19 protein-coding genes are annotated in these 21,679 nt (G+C 38.8%); all 19 read left to right on the forward strand.

Annotated elements, in window-relative coordinates; all coding sequences use genetic code 11:
• Positions 1-41 precede the first annotated feature (41 nt).
• Positions 42-4,367 carry a PolC-type DNA polymerase III gene (locus BR30_RS0119495; RefSeq protein WP_026566465.1) on the forward strand — a complete coding sequence of 1,442 codons (4,326 nt, stop codon included), beginning with the start codon at positions 42-44 and terminating at the stop codon, positions 4,365-4,367.
• Between the two features lie 215 nt (positions 4,368-4,582).
• Entirely contained in the window at positions 4,583-5,053 is a 471-nt protein-coding gene (gene rimP / locus BR30_RS0119500; RefSeq protein ID WP_026566466.1) for a ribosome maturation factor RimP, read from the forward strand.
• Positions 5,054-5,088: 35 nt separating this feature from the next.
• On the forward strand, positions 5,089-6,210 hold the full coding sequence (gene nusA / locus BR30_RS0119505; protein WP_026566467.1) for a transcription termination factor NusA: 1,122 nt from the start codon (positions 5,089-5,091) through the stop codon (positions 6,208-6,210).
• A gap of 19 nt (positions 6,211-6,229) precedes the next feature.
• The gene (rnpM, locus tag BR30_RS0119510) at positions 6,230-6,502 is read left to right on the forward strand and encodes an RNase P modulator RnpM (RefSeq protein ID WP_026566468.1); all 273 of its coding nucleotides are present in this window, start codon (positions 6,230-6,232) and stop codon (positions 6,500-6,502) included.
• Positions 6,503-6,510: 8 nt separating this feature from the next.
• Positions 6,511-6,813, forward strand: coding sequence for a YlxQ family RNA-binding protein (locus tag BR30_RS0119515; RefSeq protein WP_026566469.1), 303 nt, complete (start codon positions 6,511-6,513; stop codon positions 6,811-6,813).
• Between the two features lie 19 nt (positions 6,814-6,832).
• Positions 6,833-9,154 carry a translation initiation factor IF-2 gene (gene infB / locus BR30_RS0119520; protein ID WP_026566470.1) on the forward strand — a complete coding sequence of 774 codons (2,322 nt, stop codon included), beginning with the start codon at positions 6,833-6,835 and terminating at the stop codon, positions 9,152-9,154.
• Positions 9,151-9,432 (forward strand): DUF503 domain-containing protein, encoded by a 282-nt coding sequence (locus BR30_RS0119525; protein ID WP_026566471.1) that lies wholly within the window; start codon positions 9,151-9,153, stop codon positions 9,430-9,432. Before infB ends, BR30_RS0119525 begins: the two co-directional genes overlap by 4 nt.
• Before the next feature lie 17 nt (positions 9,433-9,449).
• Positions 9,450-9,821 carry a 30S ribosome-binding factor RbfA gene (gene rbfA / locus BR30_RS0119530; protein WP_026566472.1) on the forward strand — a complete coding sequence of 124 codons (372 nt, stop codon included), beginning with the start codon at positions 9,450-9,452 and terminating at the stop codon, positions 9,819-9,821.
• Positions 9,822-9,880: 59 nt separating this feature from the next.
• The gene (truB, locus tag BR30_RS0119535) at positions 9,881-10,801 is read left to right on the forward strand and encodes a tRNA pseudouridine(55) synthase TruB (RefSeq protein ID WP_026566473.1); all 921 of its coding nucleotides are present in this window, start codon (positions 9,881-9,883) and stop codon (positions 10,799-10,801) included.
• Between the two features lie 30 nt (positions 10,802-10,831).
• Complete coding sequence (gene ribF, locus BR30_RS0119540; protein WP_026566474.1) at positions 10,832-11,770, forward strand: bifunctional riboflavin kinase/FAD synthetase; 939 nt, start codon at positions 10,832-10,834, stop codon at positions 11,768-11,770.
• A gap of 186 nt (positions 11,771-11,956) precedes the next feature.
• Entirely contained in the window at positions 11,957-12,226 is a 270-nt protein-coding gene (gene rpsO / locus BR30_RS0119545) for a 30S ribosomal protein S15 (RefSeq protein ID WP_026566475.1), read from the forward strand.
• Between the two features lie 237 nt (positions 12,227-12,463).
• Complete coding sequence (pnp, locus tag BR30_RS0119550; RefSeq protein ID WP_026566476.1) at positions 12,464-14,581, forward strand: polyribonucleotide nucleotidyltransferase; 2,118 nt, start codon at positions 12,464-12,466, stop codon at positions 14,579-14,581.
• Between the two features lie 159 nt (positions 14,582-14,740).
• Complete coding sequence (locus BR30_RS0119555) at positions 14,741-15,688, forward strand: polysaccharide deacetylase family protein (protein ID WP_026566477.1); 948 nt, start codon at positions 14,741-14,743, stop codon at positions 15,686-15,688.
• Positions 15,689-15,788: 100 nt separating this feature from the next.
• Positions 15,789-17,027: a M16 family metallopeptidase gene (locus tag BR30_RS0119560; RefSeq protein WP_026566478.1), complete on the forward strand. Its 1,239-nt coding sequence runs from the start codon at positions 15,789-15,791 to the stop codon at positions 17,025-17,027.
• 143 nt (positions 17,028-17,170) lie between these two features.
• Complete coding sequence (locus BR30_RS0119565; RefSeq protein WP_026566479.1) at positions 17,171-17,413, forward strand: YlmC/YmxH family sporulation protein; 243 nt, start codon at positions 17,171-17,173, stop codon at positions 17,411-17,413.
• Between the two features lie 169 nt (positions 17,414-17,582).
• On the forward strand, positions 17,583-18,485 hold the full coding sequence (gene dpaA / locus BR30_RS0119570; protein ID WP_026566480.1) for a dipicolinic acid synthetase subunit A: 903 nt from the start codon (positions 17,583-17,585) through the stop codon (positions 18,483-18,485).
• On the forward strand, positions 18,482-19,081 hold the full coding sequence (dpaB, locus tag BR30_RS0119575; RefSeq protein WP_026566481.1) for a dipicolinate synthase subunit B: 600 nt from the start codon (positions 18,482-18,484) through the stop codon (positions 19,079-19,081). Before dpaA ends, dpaB begins: the two co-directional genes overlap by 4 nt.
• A gap of 204 nt (positions 19,082-19,285) precedes the next feature.
• Positions 19,286-20,335, forward strand: a complete 1,050-nt coding sequence (gene asd, locus BR30_RS0119580; protein ID WP_026566482.1) for an aspartate-semialdehyde dehydrogenase — start codon at positions 19,286-19,288, stop codon at positions 20,333-20,335.
• Positions 20,336-20,369: 34 nt separating this feature from the next.
• On the forward strand, positions 20,370-21,614 hold the full coding sequence (gene dapG / locus BR30_RS0119585; RefSeq protein WP_026566483.1) for an aspartate kinase: 1,245 nt from the start codon (positions 20,370-20,372) through the stop codon (positions 21,612-21,614).
• Positions 21,615-21,679 lie beyond the last annotated feature (65 nt).

Genomic DNA, 21,679 nt, shown 5'->3' on the forward strand with positions numbered 1-21,679 from the left:
AGATAAAAATTAGTGATTTTTAATAGATGGGAGAGAGAACGATGAGCGAACATGCCCCAGGCAAAAAAGAGCGATTCCAACTCTTGCTCCAGCAGCTGCAATTAATCGAGGATGCTGTTGTAGTGCATTTCAATAATGCGCAAATAGATAGGTTATTAGTTGAAAAAAAGAATCGAAAGTGGCATTTTCAATTTTTATTCGAAAATATCCTTCCCTATAATATCTATGTTCTGTTTACGACACAACTTGAACGGACATTTTCAAACATTGCCACGATATCTTTCCATATTAATGTAACAAATCAAACCATTTCATCGGAATTAATACGAGATTATTGGAGTTATAGCATTCAGCAAATTGATGGGATTGCTCCGCCGCTTTTAAAACTTTTACATGAACAACTCCCTGAAGTGAATGGAAATAAACTAACGATTACGGTTCGTAACGATACAGAGGGACTTGCGTTAAAGAGGAAATATGGAGAGATAATCTCAAATATATATCAATCGTTCGGGTTTCCTGGCCTTTCAATAGAGACGGACCTGAAAAATGTAGAAAAAAGTGATGAATACCAACAATTTTTACTTGCTAAGCAAAAAGAAGATCAAGAACGCGGACTGCAGGCAATGGTAGAATTGCAGAAAAAAGAAGCTGAAAAGGATCAAGCTTCGGGTGATCTGCCATCTGGACCACTTACTATTGGCCTTACGATTAAAGATAATAACGACTTCCGCAGTTTGATTGATATTGTCGATGAAGAAAGAAGAATAGCAGTGGAAGGTTACATCTTTGATGCTGAGATTCGTGAACTCAGGAGCGGCAGGTCTCTGTTAACCTTTAAAATAACTGATTATACAAGTTCCATCATGGTAAAAATGTTTTCACGAGACAAAGAGGACGCTGCTCTCTTCCAATTAGTCAAGAAGGGGATGTGGGTAAAGGTTCGAGGGAGCATTCAAAATGATACCTTTGTCCGTGACCTCGTTATGATAGGAAATGATATCAATGAGATCAAACCAGCAGGTCGGAAGGATACGGCTCCTGAAGATGAAAAACGGGTAGAACTCCATCTTCATACCCCGATGAGTCAAATGGATGCTGTCACACCTGTTAGTGTGTTGATTGCCCAGGCGAGCAAATGGGGGCATAAAGCGATTGCCGTAACCGATCACGCCGTTGCTCAATCCTTTCCTGAAGCATATGGTGCAGGGAAGAAAAATGATATAAAAATTCTTTATGGCGTTGAAGTAAACTTAGTAGATGATGGAGTGCCAATCGCTTATAATGATGCGCACCGTCAGCTTACCGAGGATACTTATGTCGTTTTTGACGTTGAAACGACTGGTCTTTCAGCCGTGTATAACACAATTATCGAACTAGCCGCGGTAAAAATACATGATGGGGAAATCATTGACCGGTTTGAATCCTTTGCCAATCCGCATCACCGTTTATCGGCAACCACTATTAACCTCACTGGAATTACCGATGATATGGTCCAAACTGCACCGGAAATAGAGGAAGTTCTTCGGAATTTTAGTGAGTGGGCTGGAGATGCTGTACTTGTAGCCCATAATGCTTCCTTTGATATGGGTTTCCTCAATGTCGGATATAGAAAAATAGGCTATGACAAGGCAAAGAATCCTGTTATTGATACACTTGAACTTGGACGTTTCCTCTATCCTGAGATGAAAAACCATCGTCTAAATACACTAACTAAGAAGTTTGATATTGAATTAACCCAGCATCACCGTGCGATATATGATGCAGAGGCCACTGGTTATTTGCTATTGAAAATGTTAAAAGATTCACTTGAAAAAGGAATTGAATACCATGATCAATTTAATGATAACATGGGTAAAGGTAATGCCTACCAACGGGCACGTCCATATCACTGTACATTGTTAACCCAAACTCAAGCAGGGTTAAAGAACCTGTTTAAACTTGTATCCATTTCTCACCTTGAATACTTTTATCGCGTCCCTCGATTGCCTCGATCTGTTTTACAAAAATACAGAGAAGGGATTCTTGTTGGCTCCGGATGTAATAAAGGGGAAGTATTTGAAGGGATGATGCAAAAGTCTCCTGAGGAAGTGGAAGGCGCTGCCCGCTTTTATGATTACATTGAAGTCATGCCAAAAGAAGTCAATGCACCGTTAATTGAAATGGAATTGGTGAGCGATGAAAAAGCAATGGAAGATATTATTGCGAAAATCGTTAACTTGGGAGATAAATTAGGACTTCCAGTCGTTGCCACAGGAAATGTTCATTACCTTAACGAAAATGATAAAATTTATCGCAAAATATTAATTAATTCGCAAGGGGGAGCGAATCCGCTCAACCGTCATCAACTTCCAGATGTTCACTTTAGAACAACCAATGAAATGCTTGATGCCTTTTCATTTTTAGGAAAAGAGAAAGCAAAAGAAATTGTCGTCACGAACACAAATAAAATTGCTGATATGATTGAAGTCATTAAACCAATTAAAGATGATTTGTATACACCGAAAATTGAGGGTGCCGATGAAGAAATGCGCGAAATGAGTTACGCAATGGCACGGAAGATTTACGGTGATAACTTGCCAGAAATTGTTGAAGCCCGGTTAGAAAAAGAATTGAAAAGTATTATTGGGCATGGGTTTGCGGTTATTTATTTGATTTCACATAAGCTAGTAAAAAAATCATTGGATGACGGCTATCTTGTAGGTTCAAGGGGGTCTGTCGGTTCATCACTGGTTGCGACTATGACAGAAATTACCGAAGTAAACCCACTGCCGCCACATTATGTATGTCCAACCTGTAAGCATTCAGAGTTCTTTAACGATGGGTCGGTTGGGTCTGGTTTTGATTTACCTGATAAAGATTGCCCGCAATGCGGAGGGAAATACCATAAGGACGGACACGATATTCCGTTCGAAACGTTTCTTGGATTTAAAGGGGACAAGGTTCCCGATATCGATTTAAACTTCTCGGGTGAATACCAGCCGCGTGCCCATAACTATACAAAGGTTCTTTTCGGAGAAGAATATGTTTATCGTGCAGGGACGATTGGCACGGTTGCCGATAAAACAGCTTTTGGTTATGTGAAAGCATATCAGCAGGATAACAATCTTCAACTCCGCGGTGCTGAAGTGGAACGACTAGCTTCAGGCTGTACAGGTGTTAAAAGGACAACCGGACAGCACCCGGGGGGGATTATCGTAATCCCTGATTACATGGATGTTTATGATTTTTCACCGATTCAATTCCCAGCTGATGATAGAAATTCTGAATGGAAGACAACCCATTTCGATTTCCATTCCATCCATGATAATGTCTTAAAGCTAGATATTCTTGGGCACGACGACCCGACAGTCATTAGGATGCTTCAGGATCTGAGCGGAATGGATCCAAAAACAATCCCAACTGACGACCCTGAAGTTATGAAGATATTCAGCGGCACTGAGTCATTAGGCGTTACAGAACAACAGATCATGTGTAAAACGGGTACACTGGGTATTCCAGAGTTTGGGACTCGATTTGTACGTCAGATGCTTGAAGATACAAAACCAACTACTTTTTCTGAATTAGTGCAGATCTCAGGTCTGTCTCATGGTACCGATGTATGGCTCGGGAATGCTCAGGAATTAATCCATAATAAAACATGTAATCTAAGTGAAGTAATTGGCTGCCGGGATGATATCATGGTCTACCTTATTTATCAGGGGTTGGACCCTTCCTTTGCTTTTAAAATTATGGAATCCGTTCGTAAAGGTAAAGGTTTAAGTGAAGAAATGGAAGCTGAGATGAGGAAAAACGAGGTTCCGGAATGGTACATCGACTCCTGTAAGAAAATCAAGTATATGTTCCCTAAAGCACACGCGGCTGCCTATGTACTTATGGCAGTTAGAATTGCCTATTTCAAGGTGCATTTGCCGCTTCTATATTACGCCGCTTACTTTACTGTTCGTGCTGAAGACTTTGACATTGAAGCGATGTCGCGCGGTTCAGAAGCAATTCGGGCTAAAATTGAGGAAATCAATGCTAAAGGTTTGGAAGCATCAAACAAAGAGAAAAACTTATTGACGGTTTTAGAACTAGCATTAGAAATGACAGAAAGAGGATTTGTATTCCAAAACTACGATTTATATAAATCTTCTGCATCTGAATTCATCATTGAAGGCAATACCTTAATACCGCCATTTAATTCGATTCCTGGTCTCGGAACTAATGCGGCCTATAATATAGTCAAAGCTCGGGAATCAGGAGAGTTTTTATCTAAAGAAGATTTACAACAGCGCGGAAAAGTATCTAAAACTATCCTTGAATATTTGGACAAACAGGGGTGCCTCGCATCCCTTCCAGAGCAAAACCAGTTATCGTTGTTTTAAATAGGAAAATACTTGACAAACGGCGAAGCTATTTGCATAAAAATGATGGTTATGGTATAGTTTTATTGGAAATACTAAGAAATACTCTCGTGAACAAGAGTGGGGAAACCCGCTCTTTCCTTTTTGTATACGACTTTTTTTCTTAGTATAACTTGATAAAACTTTCCGTGAACTACATACAATATGGGTGAAATTATCGGAAAAGGAGGTAAAGCATGAGCAAGGTAACGGAAGTTGTAGAAGAATTGGCTGCACCTATTTTTCAAGAACTTGGATTAGAATTAGTGGAAATTGAGTATGTGAAAGAAGGTAAAAGTTGGTTTCTACGCGTATATATCGATAAAGACAATGGTGTTGATATTGAAGATTGCGGACTCGTTAGCGAAAAACTCAGCGAAAAACTCGATGAGCTTGATCCGATTCCCCATAATTATTTTCTTGAAGTTTCTTCACCTGGGGCAGAGCGTCCATTAAAAAAAGATAAAGACTTTCAAAAAGCAATCGGTAAAAACGTATTTATCAAAACTTATGAACCAATCGATGGGGAAAAAAGCTTTGAAGGGACCTTATTAGAATTTGATGGACAACATTTAAAAATTGAAATGAAAATAAAGACCCGTAAGAAGACGATTGAACTTCCCTATGAAAAGGTAGCAAATGCACGATTAGCGGTTACTTTTTCGTAATGAAATTATAGGAAATGATAGGGGGATACACAAAGATGAGCAGCGAATTATTAGATGCTCTTAATATACTGGAAAGAGAAAAAGGTATTTCCAGAGATGTTATCATTGATGCAATTGAAGCAGCCCTTGTTTCGGCATATCGCCGTAATTTTAACCAGGCACAGAATGTACGGATTGATTTAAATTTAAAGACAGGATCGATGCGTGTTTTTGCTAGAAAAGAAGTGGTCGATCAAGTATTTGACCCCCGTCTTGAAATTTCATTAGAGGATGCTAGACAAATCTCGCCAAATTATCAAGTTGAAGATGTTGTCGAAATGGAAGTCACTCCTAAAGATTTCGGACGGATTGCAGCTCAAACAGCTAAGCAAGTGGTTACCCAGCGTGTTAGAGAAGCGGAACGAGGAATTATTTATTCAGAATTTATTGACCGTGAAGAAGATATTATGACTGGTATTGTTCAAAGACTGGACTCCAAATTCATTTATGTAAGTCTTGGGAAAATCGAGGCCTTACTCCCAGTGAATGAGCAGATGCCTAATGAACGCTATAAACCTCATGATCGAATCAAAGTATTTATCACAAAAGTAGAAAAAACGACCAAAGGTCCTCAGATATTTGTTTCCCGGACACATCCAGGCCTCTTAAAACGTCTGTTTGAGATTGAAGTGCCGGAAATTTATGACGGCACGGTTGAAATTAAATCAGTTGCCCGTGAAGCAGGAGACCGATCGAAAATCTCTGTTCATTCAGATAATTCTGAGGTAGATCCTGTTGGTTCTTGTGTTGGACCTAAAGGAGCAAGGGTTCAAGCGGTAGTTAATGAATTAAAAGGTGAGAAAATAGATATAGTTAAGTGGTCAGCGGATCCGGTTGTTTTTGTAGCAAATTCACTTAGTCCTTCTAAAGTGTTAGATGTTATGGTGAATGAAAATGAAAAAGCAACCACTGTTGTTGTTCCTGATTATCAACTTTCATTGGCAATTGGTAAACGTGGACAAAATGCCCGCCTAGCAGCGAAATTAACAGGCTGGAAAATTGATATTAAATCAGAAACAGATGCACGCGAAATTGGTATCTATCCGCGTGAAGAAACCATTAGGCTTTTTGATGATCAAGTTGAAAATGACTTCGATTTTGAAGAAGAGCTAGAATAAAAAGTGAGGTGAATGATGAGTGAACCAAAAGAAAAAAGTTCCTATGCGTAAGTGTGTAGCAACCGGTGAAATGAAGCCGAAAAAAGAACTAGTTCGCATCGTTCGCTCAAAAGAAGGGGATGTATCCATCGACCTGACGGGAAAGAAATCCGGAAGAGGTGCCTACCTTTCAAAGGACAAGGAAGCAGTCTTACTTGCCAAGAAAAAAAATACCCTATCTAATCACTTACAGGTTTCTATAAATGATTCGTTATACGAAGAGCTACTTGAGCTTATAGAGAAGGAGAATTGACAATCCAAATGAAAGAGAATCAATGGATGTCATTGCTTGGCTTGGCCAATCGAGCACGTAAAATCATATCAGGTGAGGAGCTAACCGTGAAGCAGATTCAAAGCGGAAAAGCACGACTCATTTTATTATCAGCAGATGCTTCTGCAAATACGACAAAAAAAATTACTGATAAGTGTAATTCGTATGAGGTTCCATATAAATTTGTGGAAAATCGTCATCTTCTTGGCCAAGCGATTGGCAAGGAAGCCCGCGTTGTTGTAGCTGTACTGGATGATGGCTTTGCAAAAAAAATGGTAACGTTGCTCGATTAAATCTAGCGGGGGTGAAAAGATGAGTAAAATACGTGTATATGAATACGCAAAAAAACACAACATTTCAAGTAAAGAAATCATCACAAAACTAAAAGAAATGAATATAGAGGTCTCTAATCATATGGCAACAATAGAAGACGCAGACGTTAAAAAGCTTGACGCAGCATTCAGCAAAAAAGAAAACAACACACCACAACAAAAACAAGAGAATAAACAAAATGGACAGCAGTCACAACGAACTAACTCACGTCCAGGGCAACAGCAGCAACGTTCAAGCCAAAGGCCTGCTCAGTCGGCCCAAAGACCGCAAGTGCAAACCAAAACGGCAAAAGCATTTGAAGAAGCAGCTGATAATAATGTTGCTCCAACGAAAGTAAAAGTGGTCTCGCCTCCAAAAGCGGTAGAAGGCAAAAAGCAAAACCAGGAAAATCAATCCAAAGAGAATAAGGTCTTCAATAATGCTGATAAAGCAAAGTCCAGACCTTATAATAATAATCAAAATCGCAATAATAATAATAATAATAAAAAGAAGAAGACTCATACGCCAGTTCAACAAACACAACCACAAAAGAAAAAAGAGAAAGAACTTCCAGCTAAAATTACTTTTAGTGAATCTCTAACAGTGGGTGAGTTAGCGAAAAAGATTTATCGTGAGCCTTCTGAAATTATTAAAAAGCTCTTTTTACTTGGAGTAATGGCAACAATTAACCAGGTATTAGATAAAGATGCGATTGAATTAATTGCTAGTGAATATGGCGTTGAGGTTGAAGAAGAAATTAAAGTGGATACCACTGACCTTGAAGTTTATTTTACTGAAGATGAAGAGGATTCTCTAATTGAGAGACCTTCTGTTGTCACTATTATGGGTCACGTTGACCACGGGAAAACAACCTTGCTTGATTCCATTCGTAACACAAAGGTAACAGAAGGTGAAGCTGGTGGGATTACTCAACATATTGGTGCGTATCAAGTCGTTGAAAACGGCAAAAAAATAACCTTCCTTGATACTCCAGGACACGCTGCCTTTACGACAATGCGTGCTCGCGGAGCTAAAATTACGGATATTACCATTCTTGTCGTAGCTGCTGATGATGGTGTTATGCCACAAACGGTTGAAGCGATTAACCATGCGAAAGCTGCTGAGGTTCCAATTATTGTCGCAGTGAATAAAATGGACAAAGAAGCTGCCAATGCAGACCGTGTGATGCAGGAATTAACAGAACATGGTTTAGTTTCAGAGGCTTGGGGCGGGGATACTATCTTTGTTCCACTATCTGCAAAAACAGGTGAAGGTATCGATAATTTATTAGAAATGATCCTTCTTGTTGGTGAGGTAGAGGAATATAAAGCTAATCCAAATCGAAAAGCTGTAGGTACTGTTATTGAAGCTCAATTGGATAAGGGCCGTGGCTCTGTTGCAACTTTACTTGTCCAAAACGGAACATTAAAAATTGGTGATCCAATCGTAGTTGGTAACACGTTCGGTCGTGTACGTGCGATGGTAAATGACAAAGGCCGCCGCGTGAAAGAAGCAGGTCCATCCACACCGGTTGAAATAACTGGACTTAATGACGTGCCGCAGGCAGGGGACCGTTTCGTTGTATTTGAAGATGAAAAAACTGCACGTCAAGTTGGGGAAGCAAGAGCTCAAACTGCATTGGTAGCCCAACGTGGTGAAAAATCGATTGTCAGTCTAGAAACGCTATTTGATCAATTGAAGCAAGGTGAAATGAAGGACCTAAATATCATCTTAAAAGCAGATGTTCAAGGTTCTGCTGAAGCCGTTGCCGCTTCATTACAGAAAATAGATGTTGAAGGTGTCAACATCAGAATTATTCATAGTGGCGCTGGTGCGATTAATGAGTCGGATATTAGTCTTGCCGCTGCATCGAATGCTATCGTCATCGGTTTTAACGTCCGCCCAGATGTTAATGCGAAACGTGCAGCAGAAGCTGAGAAAGTTGACGTTCGTCTTCACCGCATTATTTATAAAGTAATTGAAGAGATTGAAGCAGCTATGAAAGGGATGCTTGATCCTGAATTCCAAGAGAAAATTATCGGTCAAGCTGAAATTCGCCAGACTTTCAAAGTCTCTAAGGTTGGTACCATTGCTGGGTCTTATGTGACCGATGGGAAAATTACCCGTGATAGCGGTATTCGTTTAATTCGTAACGGCGTCGTCACTTTTGAAGGTAATATCGATGCCTTAAAACGTTTTAAAGATGACGTAAAAGAGGTAGCACAAGGGTACGAATGTGGAATTACCATTAAAAACTTTAATGATGTTAAAGAAGGAGACATTATTGAAGCATATGTAATGGAAGAAATTGAACGTAAATGATCATAGGTGCTGCTGAATGCGAATGTATGATCTATGATGCGCATTCGTTAAAAGAGAAACGAGCAGTTTTGCAAAGAATCCTAACTCGCTTAAAACAGAAATTTAATGTTTCTGTAGCTGAAGTAGGCTTTCAGGATGTGTGGCAGCGAACGAAAATTGCGATCGTTGTCGTCACTTCCACTCGTGTAAGCACGGAACATGAGTTGAATAATGCGTTAAAATTAATTGACTCCTTTCCAGAAATAGAGAGAACAATCACCGAGATTGAATGGCTTTAAGTTAAGAGGTGAATATGATGAGCCACAGAGCAAATCGTGTTGGAGAACAAATGAAGAAAGAACTGGGTGACATCATCGGTCGTAAAATTAAAGACCCTCGTATTGGTTTTGTTACGGTTACCGATGTTGAAGTAACAGGTGATTTACAACAAGCCAAAGTATATATTTCCGTATTAGGTGATGAAGAACAAAGGGAAAATACTTTAAAGGGGCTAGCCAAAGCGAAAGGCTTTATTCGGACCGAGATTGGCCACCGAATTCGCCTTCGAAAAACCCCTGAGATCATCTTTGAATGGGATGAATCAATCGATTACGGGAATCGAATCGATACACTTCTCCATCAACTGCATAAGGATGAAAAGCCTTTAGAAAAAAGAGAAGAAGAATAACTGGATAGACATACGTCTATCCTTTTTTTGATGATATTTTTGATAGGAGGTCAAATAGATTGGAAGGAATACTACCTTTATTTAAACCAGCAGGCCTAACATCCCATGATTGTGTCTTTCGGTTACGGAAAATATTAAAAACAAAAAAAGTAGGGCATACAGGCACACTCGATCCTGACGTCACAGGAGTACTTCCGATATGTATTGGAAAAGCAACTAAAGTGGCCGAATATATAACGGATGCAGGCAAAGCATACGAAGGAGAAGTAACTATCGGTTATTCGACAACGACAGAAGATGCTTCAGGTGAAACAGTTGCCCAAAAGCCAGTAACCAGGGTGATTCATCGGGAAGAAATTCTTAAAGTATTACATTCATTAACTGGTGAAATTGAACAAACGCCACCAATGTTCTCGGCAGTAAAGGTTGGTGGTGTCCGACTGTATGAATACGCGCGCAAAGGAATTGAGGTCGAACGGCCAACTCGGAAGGTAACGATTTATTCAATCGAGTTATTAGACAATCGATCTGAATATAGCGGTGAAACGATAAAATTTAAGTTCAGAGTCAGTTGCAGTAAAGGAACGTATATTCGGACCTTGGCGGTAATGATTGGTGAAATGCTTGGCTTTCCAGCACATATGTCGTACCTGCAAAGAGTTCAATCAGCTTCATATTCCTTAGAGGACTGCTTAACGTTTGAGGAGATTGAAAAACATATGGAAGCAGGAACGATTTCGAGTGTATTAAGGCCTCTAGAAACTGCACTTTCTCATTTGCCGAAACTTCAAATTAATGATAAAGTAGCAGAGAAAGTGAAAAATGGCGCATTATTACAAATGCCTGAACATTTAAAAACTAGTAACGGACCGATTATCGCTGAAACTGTAGATGGACTGGCTCTTGCTATTTATTCAAAGCATCCTAACAAGCCTGACCTCTTTAAACCAGTTAAAGTGCTGCGCAATGATTTAGATTAAAAGGTACGGTATAGAAAAGGTGAGTTTCTTTTGGAAGTAATTAGGCTTAGATTCCCATTTAATAATGCAATTGATGAATATCCGCCTCTCTCAATGGCGTTAGGCTACTTTGATGGTGTTCACCGTGGTCATCAACAGGTAATTCTTGAAGCAAGAAATCAAGCTAAAGAAAAAGGAATTTGCAGTGCGGTGATGACATTTGACCCGCATCCTTCCGTTGTATTAGGAAAAACAGATAAGCAGATTAAGTATATTTCCCCCTTAACTGAAAAAATAAAGATAATTGAAGAACTAGGTATTGATTATTTATTTATTATTCATTTTAGTGTGGAATTTGCTAATTTACTGCCACAGGAATTTATTGACCAATATGTGATTAGCCTGAACGTTAGGCATGTGGTAGCTGGTTTTGATTTTACCTATGGACGAATGGGAAAGGGAACGATGGAAACATTACCCTTTCATTCTAGAGATAAATTTTCTTATTCGATTGTTCCGAAATTTACACAGGGTGATGAAAAGGTAAGTTCAACCAGAATCCGCAATCTGCTTAAAGAAGGTAGAACCAACGAGCTCTTTTCACTATTAGGCCGATATTATACAACATCAGGCATCGTCATCCATGGTGATAAACGAGGACGGACGATTGGTTTTCCTACTGCGAATATAGATTTCAATGACGAGTATATTATGCCGCCTGTCGGTGTTTATGCAGTTCGAATGAAAGTTTATTCAAAATGGTACAATGGCGTATGTAATATTGGCTATAAACCTACATTTAATAAGGAAGCATTCCTTCCTTCCGTGGAAGTTCACTTATTTGACTTTAATGAAGATATCTATGGTGAAGAAGTGATCATTGAATGGCATCTTCACTTACGTAGTGAACAAAAATTTTCAGGAATTGAAGAGCTTGTCGCACAAATTGAACGCGATAAGCAAAATTCACTCCATTATTTTAAGAAATAAGACAATTGTCTTCATTTTAGTCTGTAAAAGGTGTTTTTCCTACAATAAACTTTGTTAGAGCCTTGCTTTTTGCTGTGAAAAGTTGTATTCTTATTAACGTATTAAAAATAACCTCTACTTGGCAAGACGAATCACCAACGCTTGCTCGGTATCAGGGGATTTGTAAAATTTAGGAGGTGAATCCGGATGGCAATCACTCAAGAACGTAAAAATGAACTTATCAATGAGTTTAAAACTCATGAAAGCGACACTGGATCTGCAGAAGTTCAAATCGCTGTCCTTACAGAATCAATCAACAATTTGAATGAGCACTTACGTACTCATAAGAAAGATCACCACTCACGTCGCGGTCTTTTGAAAATGGTTGGTAAACGTCGTAATCTTTTAACATTCCTACGTAACAAAGATGTTCAACGTTACCGTGTGTTAATTAATAAGCTTGGTCTACGTCGTTAGTTTACAGAAGCGGGATTATTCCCGCTTTTTTATTAGGTTAAAAAAGCTGATAGCTAAATAAAGAATTTTTTATACATATTTTTAAGTCAGGACTTTTTTGTGCATACTATTAAAGTGATTTGCATTGATAATATAAGCTTTTTTAAGCTTTTTAATATTAGTTTAGAATGATGAGTACAGCGAAAGTGTAAATTCGCTTCATCCTCCTAAGTGATTTAGATAGAGAGGGGTAAAAATATGGAACAATTGAAACATGAGTATTCCATTGTTTGGGCAGGTCGTAAATTAACTGTCGAAATTGGACAATTAGCCAAACAGGCGAACGGTGCAGTCCTAGTTCGCTATGGGGATACAGCAGTATTAAGTACAGCAACAGCTTCAAAAGAACCTAAAAACTTAGACTTTTTCCCATTAACAGTTAACTATGAAGAACGTTTATATGCTGTTGGGAAAATCCCTGGCGGCTTTATTAAACGTGAGGGTCGTCCAAGTGAAAAAGCAATCTTAGCAAGCCGACTGATTGACAGACCTATTCGACCACTATTTGCTGATGGGTTCCGTAATGATGTTCAGGTTATTAGTATTGTCATGAGTGTGGATCAAGACTGTTCAACAGAAATGGCTGCAATGTTTGGTTCTTCGTTAGCACTTAGTACATCGGATATACCATTTGAAGGACCAATTGCTGGAGTGGTTGTTGGTCGGGTTAATAATGAATTTGTCATTAATCCAACCGTTGAACAAGCTGAAAAAAGTGATATTCATTTAACTGTGGCAGGTACGAAAGATGCCATCAACATGGTAGAAGCAGGAGCGTTAGAGGTTCCTGAGGAAACGATGCTTGAAGCAATTATGTTTGGTCATGATGAGATTAAGCGCCTCATTGAATTCCAAGAAAAAATCGTCACTGAAATCGGTAAGCCAAAAAGAGAAATAACTCTTTATGAAATTGATAAGGACCTCGAGGCTGAGGTAAGGGAAATGTGTGAAGCTGATATGGTAAATGCCATTCAGGTTCAAGAAAAGCATGCCCGTGAGGATGCCATTAAAGAGGTAAAAAACCGAGTTATTGCTAAATTTGAAGAACAAGAAGCAACAGATGAAGATCTAAAACAAGTAAAGCAAATATTGGACAAGATTGTTAAAGGTGAAGTTCGCCGTTTAATTACGGTTGAGAAGGTTCGTCCTGATGGCCGTAAAATCGATGAAATCCGTCCGCTTTCTTCACAGATAAGTATTTTACCTCGTACACACGGTTCCGGCCTGTTCACACGCGGGCAAACTCAAGCGCTAAGTATTTGTACTTTAGGGGCAATGGGTGATGTGCAAATTCTTGATGGTCTGGGGATTGAGGAAGAAAAACGTTTTATGCATCATTATAACTTCCCGCAATTCAGCGTGGGTGAAACAGGTCCAATTCGTGGTCCAGGTCGTCGTGAGATAGGTCATGGTGCCCTTGGTGAGCGTGCACTTGAACCGATTGTTCCGTCTGAGAAGGATTTCCCATATACGATTCGTCTTGTATCTGAAGTGCTTGAATCCAATGGTTCTACGTCACAGGCAAGTATTTGTGCAAGTACATTAGCGATGATGGATGCAGGAGTGCCGATTAAAGCACCTGTTGCCGGGATTGCAATGGGTCTCGTCAAATCAGGTGAACACTATACCGTATTATCAGATATCCAAGGAATGGAAGATCATCTTGGAGATATGGATTTTAAAGTAGCAGGTACAGCTAAAGGGGTTACTGCACTTCAAATGGATATTAAGATTGAAGGACTTTCCCGTGAGATATTAGAAGAAGCACTTCAACAGGCAAAGGTTGGCAGAATGCATATTTTGGATTCAATGCTAGCTACAATCTCTGAACCAAAAGCAGAGCTTTCACAGTTTGCACCGAAAATCTTGACGATGACAATCAATCCAGATAAAATTCGTGATGTTATTGGACCTAGTGGAAAACAAATCAATAAGATTATTGAAGAAACTGGTGTTAAGATTGATATTGAGCAAGATGGTACAGTATTTATCGCCTCAACAAATCAAGAAATGAACCAAAAAGCCAAGAAAATCATCGAAGATATTGTTCGTGAAGTCCAAGTAGGCGAATTGTATCTCGGTAAGGTAAAACGAATTGAAAAATTCGGAGCCTTCGTAGAAATCTTTGCTGGAAAAGATGGTCTCGTTCATATATCTGAACTTGCCGAAGAACGTGTCGGTAAAGTGGAAGACGTTGTCAAAATCGGGGACGAACTTTTAGTTAAAGTCACTGAAATTGATAAGCAAGGTCGTGTAAACCTTTCCAGAAAAGTTGTCCTAAAAGAACAGCGTGAAAAAGCCGAAGAAAACAAATAATAAGATTCTAAATAGTTAAGTCAGGGTAATTACCCTGGCTTTTTACATATGTAAAACATGTACCTTTTTTTCTGCTAACTATCGAACTTTGTATTGGTAAACCTGCAGTTCTACCTTGTCCCTTTTATACATAATCTTTATGGAAAGGGGGAAAGTTAGATGAAAAAGGTTTCTATCATAATAATTATTTGTATAGCCGGATGGATCGCAGTAAGTAATCCATTTGTTAGCCAATACTTAACATTTAAAAAAGAATCATCTTTGCCTGCAGCAAAAGAGTCAGACCCTCTTTATCAAAGTATTATTAAAAATGCTCATACATATGAAAAACCGCCTAAAGATGCGACCATAGATAGGGTTTGGAAAGCAATTCCGGGCTATAATGGACTGAAGGTTGACATTAACGCATCATATAAGAATATGAAAAGCAAAGGCGTTTTTAATGAAAAGAAACTCATCTTCACCCAAATAAAACCGAAGGTTCACCTAAAAGATTTGCCGCCATCCCCTATTTATAAAGGTAATCCTGATAAACCAATGGTATCTTTTATTATTAATGTAGCGTGGGGGAATGAATATTTATCAGAAATGCTTGCTACATTAAAAAGGCATAATGTATCGGTTAGTTTTTTTCTGGAAGGGAATTGGACTAAAAAAAATCCGGATCTTGCTAAATTGATTGTTAGTTCAGGTCATGAAGTCGGCAATCATTCTTATTCTCACCCTGATATGAAGCAACTAACTGCCTGGAGAGCCAGGGAACAAATAGTGAAAACCAACGAAATTATTGAAGCCGCTACTGGTGTGAAATGTGTTTGGTTTGCCCCGCCTAGTGGCAGCTATCGGGATGAAACCATAAAAGTAGCCGCAGAATTTAATATGAAGACCGTTATGTGGACGGTTGATACGGTTGACTGGAGAAAACCATCTCCAGATGAACTGATTTCCCGTGTCATGTCAAAAATAGATAATGGTTCAATGGTTCTTATGCATCCAACAGAATCTACTGCTAAATCACTTGATCGCTTGATTACTCAAATTAAACAAAAAAACTTAAAAATTGGCACAGTTTCTGAGTTGATGAGTGAACAAAGAGTAGAACAATAATAATGGGTAAGAAATACTGAAAATTGGAGAAAATACAACATTATAAGTATAATGTAATATGGAGAAGTAGCTGCGTTTGTTTATAGACTGGAGGAAGTCGATGATTAATAAATACACATGCCAAAATGGAGTAAGAATTGTTTTAGAAAATATTCCTACCGTACGTTCGGTAGCAATTGGAGTTTGGATTGGTACTGGATCAAGAGATGAGAACCCTCAAAACAACGGGATTTCCCATTTTCTTGAGCATATGTTCTTTAAAGGCACCACCACAAGGTCAGCGAAGGAAATAGCCGAATCCTTTGACAGCATTGGCGGACAGGTGAATGCGTTTACCTCTAAGGAATATACATGCTATTATGCTAAAGTCCTTGATACACATTCCCAATATGCACTAGATGTTCTCGCAGATATGTTCTTCAACTCAACATTTGTGGAAGAGGAATTAAACAAAGAGAGAAACGTAGTTTTGGAAGAAATAAAAATGTATGAAGATACTCCAGATGATATCGTTCATGATTTATTAAGCAGAGCAGTTTTTGGAGACCACCCACTAGGATATCCGATCCTCGGTACGGAAGAAACACTTAATACGTTTAATGGAGAAACACTGAAAGAATATATCCATGAGCGATATACTCCAGAAAATGTGGTCATTTCCATTGCCGGAAATGTATCCGATGCATTTATTAAAGAGGTCGAAAAGTATTTTGGATCCTATAAAGGTGCAAACCAACAAGTAAATGAAAATATTCCAACCTTTCATTCGAATCAAATTTCTCGTAAAAAAGAAACTGAGCAGGCCCATTTATGCATCGGTTTTGAAGGATTAAAGGTGGGTCATGAAGACATTTACAGCTTAATTACATTAAATAATATATTAGGCGGCAGTATGAGTTCGAGGTTGTTCCAAGAGGTTCGTGAGCAAAGGGGCTTAGCTTACTCAGTTTTTTCTTATCATTCTGCGTACCAAGATAGTGGGATTGTGACAGTATACGGTGGAACTGGTGCAAAACAGCTGAATGTATTATTTGAAACTATCCAAGAAACACTAAATACATTGAAGCGAGATGGGATTACCGAAAAGGAATTAACAAATAGTAAAGAGCAGCTAAAAGGCAGCTTAATGCTAAGTCTTGAAAGCACAAATAGCCGGATGAGCCGTAATGGGAAAAATGAACTTTTATTAAAACGGCACCGTTCCCTTGATGAAATAATTGATCAGATTGATTCAGTTACAAAAAACGGCGTGGATGAAATGGCCCGAAATATATTTACAGATAAATATTCTGTTACTTTGATAAGCCCAGACGGAGAATTTCCTAATAAACTTTCATAAAAAGAAGAGGTATTCCATTTAGATGGATACCTCTTTTTATATAGGAAAACTTCTCTCCTAAGTTATGCAAGCTTTTCTTTAGTCTAAATAAGGACTTCCTCCTATAGACTATTAGTAAGGTGGAAAGGAAGGGGGCTTATGCATTGAGGTTGAGTGAATTAAGCGGCAAAGAAATTGTTGATGTAAAAAAGGCAGAACGACTGGGAGTACTCGGACAAACCGATTTAGAAATTAATGAAGGGACAGGCCAAATTCAGGCACTGCTTATTCCTTCTATAAAATGGTTTGGTTTTCGAAAACAAGGGGAAGAAATTAGGGTTCCGTGGCAGCATATAAAAAAGATAGGCACTGATATGATCATTATCGATGTACCAGACGAGGATTAAAACACACAATGCTAAAGTAGACCCAAGCAAGTTTCATCTTGCTTGGGCTTTTTTTATTTAGTACGAATGGAAAACTCACCGAATGAAGAGAACCTACATAAGATGGTGAAGTGATATAAGAAAAGGATTCTCTTAGTAGGATTTTTAAAAAAAGAAGGTGAATGTTTTCATGCTGACAGGGATGCAGATTGCCGTGATTGGCGGGGATGCCAGACAGCTGGAAATCATCCGCAAGTTAACCGAATTAGATGCGAGATTATCGCTTATTGGTTTTGAACAACTTGACCATGCATTTACTGGTGCGGTCAAGGAAAAGTTGGATGAAGTCGATTTTTCAAATATGGATAGCCTTATCCTGCCAGTACCCGGTACAAATTTAGAAGGTCAGGTAGAAACAATCTTTTCTAATGAAAAGGTTATTTTGACAGGGGATTTGCTTGCAAAGACTCCTGAGCATTGTACGGTTTATTCCGGAATTAGCAATCCCTACTTAAATGGAATTACTAAGGATGCTAAACGAACTCTTATTCAATTATTTGAAAGGGATGATGTGGCCATCTACAATTCAATTCCAACGGTTGAAGGGACAATTATGATGGCGATTCAACATACTGATTTTACCATACATGGGTCGAATATTGCAGTTCTAGGCTTAGGGAGAGTCGGTATGAGTGTGGCTAGAACCTTTGCTGCACTAGGAGCAAAAGTTAAGGTGGGAGCAAGGAAAAGTGAGCATCTAGCTCGGATTACTGAGATGGGATTAACACCATTCCATTTAAATAATCTAGTTAATGAAGTGAAAGACACCGATATTTTAATAAACACAGCACCACATTTGATCGTAACAGCGATGGTTATCTCAAAAATGCCTTCACATACGCTCATTATTGACTTGGCTTCCAAACCAGGAGGTACTGATTTTCGTTATGCAGAAAAAAGAGGGATTAAAGCATTGCTAGCACCGGGACTGCCAGGAATTGTTGCTCCAAAAACGGCGGGTCAAATTTTAGCCAATGTTCTTGCCCAACTGCTTCAAGATGATTTAAGAAAGCGAAAGGGGAAAGTGAAATGAGTTTAAAAGGTAAAAGAATTGGCTTTGGCTTAACCGGCTCTCATTGTACGTATGATGCAGTATTCCCAGAAATTGAAAAGTTAGTTCAAGCCGGTGCAGAGGTAATGCCAGTCGTGACTTTTACAGTTAAAAATACAGATACCCGCTTTGGAAAAGGGGAAGATTGGATCCAAAGAATTGAAGATTTAACAGGAAACAAAGTGATTGACTCCATCGTAAAAGCCGAGCCGCTCGGACCAAAAATTCCTTTGGATTGTATGGTAATTGCTCCATTAACAGGGGTATCAATGAGTAAATTTGCTAATGCCATGAATGATAGTCCAGTATTAATGGCAGCAAAAGCAACACTGCGCAACTTAAAACCAGTGGTGCTGGGAATTTCAACAAATGATGCACTCGGTTTAAATGGAGTAAATTTAATGAGATTAATGGCTACCAAGAATATATACTTTATTCCATATGGGCAGGACGATCCAATTAAAAAACCAAATTCAATGGTTGCGAGAATGACATTGCTCACTGAAACAGTTGAAGCAGCTATTGAAGGGAAACAAATTCAACCTGTATTAGTTGAAAGGTATAAAGATTCTGACTAATAATTCCATCATTCATCAAAATAGGTTATTTCTTTAAAGGAATATGTTAAAATAAATTATTCTATCATCAGTGGGAAGATTCAACCCACTGATGAGAAATAAAAAAATTATTAATAACATGCTGGATGCTATATAAAGGCAATTTCCTTTTAAAGTATTTAACCAGTTATGTACAACGATGAGTATGGAAGGGGAAAACTAGTAATGACTCAACAAAATGGATTTCACGTTGCTGTTGTTGGAGCAACAGGAGCAGTAGGACAACAAATGTTACAAACATTAATGAAAGAGAACTTCCCAATCAGAAAACTTACCCTATTATCTTCAGCACGTTCAGCAGGGAAAAAAGTAGATGTTAATGGTCAGGAATATACGATTGAAGAAGCTAAGCCTGAGAGTTTTGAAGGCGTTGATATAGCCCTTTTTAGTGCAGGCGGTAGTGTATCAAAGGAGCTTGGCCCAGAAGCAGTTAAGCGTGGTGCAATCGTGGTGGACAACACTAGTGCTTTTAGAATGGATGAGAATACACCTTTAGTTGTTCCTGAAGTGAACGAAGAAGACCTTCATCAACATAATGGGATAATTGCTAACCCCAATTGTTCCACTATTCAAATGGTTGTTGCCCTGGAGCCAATACGTCAACAATTTGGTTTGAAGAAAGTTATCGTCTCCACTTATCAAGCTGTCTCCGGTTCAGGTGCTGCAGCTGTTGAGGAATTAATGCAGCAAACTCAGTCTGTCTTAAACGGAGAAGCATATGAACCAAAGATTTTACCAGTGAAGTCAGATAAAAATCACTATCAAATTGCTTTTAACGCGATTCCTCAAATCGATAAATTTCAAGATAACGGTTATACATTTGAAGAGATGAAAATGATTAATGAAACAAAAAAAATCATGCATTTACCAGAGTTACAGGTTTCTGCAACTTGCGTGCGCCTTCCTGTAGCAGTTGGCCATTCCGAGTCGGTTTATTTTGAAATTGAATCTGATGAGGTCAATGCAAATGATATTAAAGCATTATTAAAAGATGCCCCAGGTGTTATTTTACAAGATGATCCTGAAAATCAACTCTATCCAATGCCGGCAAATTGTGTTGGAAAAAATGATGTTTTTGTTGGTCGAATTAGAAAAGACATCGATGAACCACGTGGTTTTCATATGTGGGTTGTCTCTGATAACTTGCTTAAAGGGGCAGCATGGAATTCAGTTCAAATCGCAGAAAGCTTAGTGAAGTTAGGGATTGTAAAATAAAGTTACATCAAAAAAGGCAGGTTCTGGTGTCACCATGAAAATTATTGTTCAAAAATTTGGCGGTACATCTGTAAAAGATGAAGAAAGCAGAAAATATGCTCAAGGGCATATAGAAAAAGCTTTAGCTGATGGCTATAAAGTGGTAGTTGTTGTTTCAGCGATGGGAAGAAAAGGTGACCCATATGCAACTGATTCATTACTTTCTTTAGTCGGTGGAAATTTAAGTAAAATTACAAAACGCGAACATGATTTATTATTGTCATGTGGTGAAGTTATATCGAGTGTTGTGTTTGTGAATATGTTACTGGAGAGCGGATTAAATGCTGTATCATTAACTGGGGCACAAGCAGGCTTCCGTACAAACAATGACCATACAAATGCAAAAATTATTGATATGCAATGTGATCGGTTGCTTAGTGAGTTAGAGAGTAATGATGTTGTCGTGGTAGCAGGCTTTCAAGGTGCGGCAAATAATGGTGATATGACAACCATTGGCCGGGGTGGAAGTGATACTTCAGCGGCTGCCTTAGGAGCTGCCCTAAATGCTGAGTATATTGATATATTTACAGATGTGGAAGGAATTATGACAGCCGACCCGCGTATTGCTGAAAATGCACGACCACTATCTGTGGTAACTTACACAGAAGTGTGTAATATGGCTTATCAAGGTGCAAAGGTCATTCACCCTAGGGCAGTTGAAATCGCTATGCAGGCAAAAGTGCCAATCCGGATCCGCTCAACCTATTCAGATAATTTAGGAACATTGGTCACATCCTTAAATAAAAATAATCGTGGCAGTGATATCAAGGAACGTGTTGTTACCGGAATCGCTCACGTTTCAAATGTTACCCAAATTAAAGTCTTTGCAAAAAAGGATCAATATTACTTGCAGGCTGAAGTATTTAAGGCGATGGCCAATGAAGGAATCAGTGTAGATTTTATCAATATTTCTCCTAATGGGGTAATCTATACAGTTACGGAAGAAATGACGGATCGTGCAATTACAGTTCTAAATGAATTAGGCCATGACCCCGTCGTTGAGCGTCATTGTGCTAAGGTTTCTGTTGTTGGTGCAGGAATTGCCGGTGTCCCTGGCGTTACCTCCAAAATCGTGACGGCCTTATCGGACTATGGGATTCGTATATTACAATCTGCGGATAGTCATACTACGATTTGGGTACTAGTAAAGCAGGATGATTTAGTTAAATCGGTTAATGCCCTTCACGACGCCTTTCAGTTAGAAGATGAATCAGTAGAATTTAATTTTACTGATTTATAAAAGTTATTCTTCAAATGAATAGTAAATCCCTAATATGATGATTTGTGGATTTAATTATGCTTGAT

This window comes from Bacillus sp. UNC41MFS5 (assembly GCF_000686805.1).

Coding starts and splice junctions, on each gene's coding strand:
- dpaB (WP_026566481.1), top strand. CDS start 18,482: ATGAGTTTAAAAGGTAAAAGAATTGGCTTTGGCTTAACCGGCTCTCAT.
- dpaA (WP_026566480.1), top strand. CDS start 17,583: ATGCTGACAGGGATGCAGATTGCCGTGATTGGCGGGGATGCCAGACAG.
- rpsO (WP_026566475.1), top strand. CDS start 11,957: ATGGCAATCACTCAAGAACGTAAAAATGAACTTATCAATGAGTTTAAA.
- rimP (WP_026566466.1), top strand. CDS start 4,583: ATGAGCAAGGTAACGGAAGTTGTAGAAGAATTGGCTGCACCTATTTTT.
- BR30_RS0119515 (WP_026566469.1), top strand. CDS start 6,511: ATGAAAGAGAATCAATGGATGTCATTGCTTGGCTTGGCCAATCGAGCA.
- BR30_RS0119555 (WP_026566477.1), top strand. CDS start 14,741: ATGAAAAAGGTTTCTATCATAATAATTATTTGTATAGCCGGATGGATC.
- asd (WP_026566482.1), top strand. CDS start 19,286: ATGACTCAACAAAATGGATTTCACGTTGCTGTTGTTGGAGCAACAGGA.
- infB (WP_026566470.1), top strand. CDS start 6,833: ATGAGTAAAATACGTGTATATGAATACGCAAAAAAACACAACATTTCA.
- nusA (WP_026566467.1), top strand. CDS start 5,089: ATGAGCAGCGAATTATTAGATGCTCTTAATATACTGGAAAGAGAAAAA.
- BR30_RS0119560 (WP_026566478.1), top strand. CDS start 15,789: ATGATTAATAAATACACATGCCAAAATGGAGTAAGAATTGTTTTAGAA.
- BR30_RS0119495 (WP_026566465.1), top strand. CDS start 42: ATGAGCGAACATGCCCCAGGCAAAAAAGAGCGATTCCAACTCTTGCTC.
- pnp (WP_026566476.1), top strand. CDS start 12,464: ATGGAACAATTGAAACATGAGTATTCCATTGTTTGGGCAGGTCGTAAA.
- rbfA (WP_026566472.1), top strand. CDS start 9,450: ATGAGCCACAGAGCAAATCGTGTTGGAGAACAAATGAAGAAAGAACTG.
- BR30_RS0119525 (WP_026566471.1), top strand. CDS start 9,151: ATGATCATAGGTGCTGCTGAATGCGAATGTATGATCTATGATGCGCAT.
- dapG (WP_026566483.1), top strand. CDS start 20,370: ATGAAAATTATTGTTCAAAAATTTGGCGGTACATCTGTAAAAGATGAA.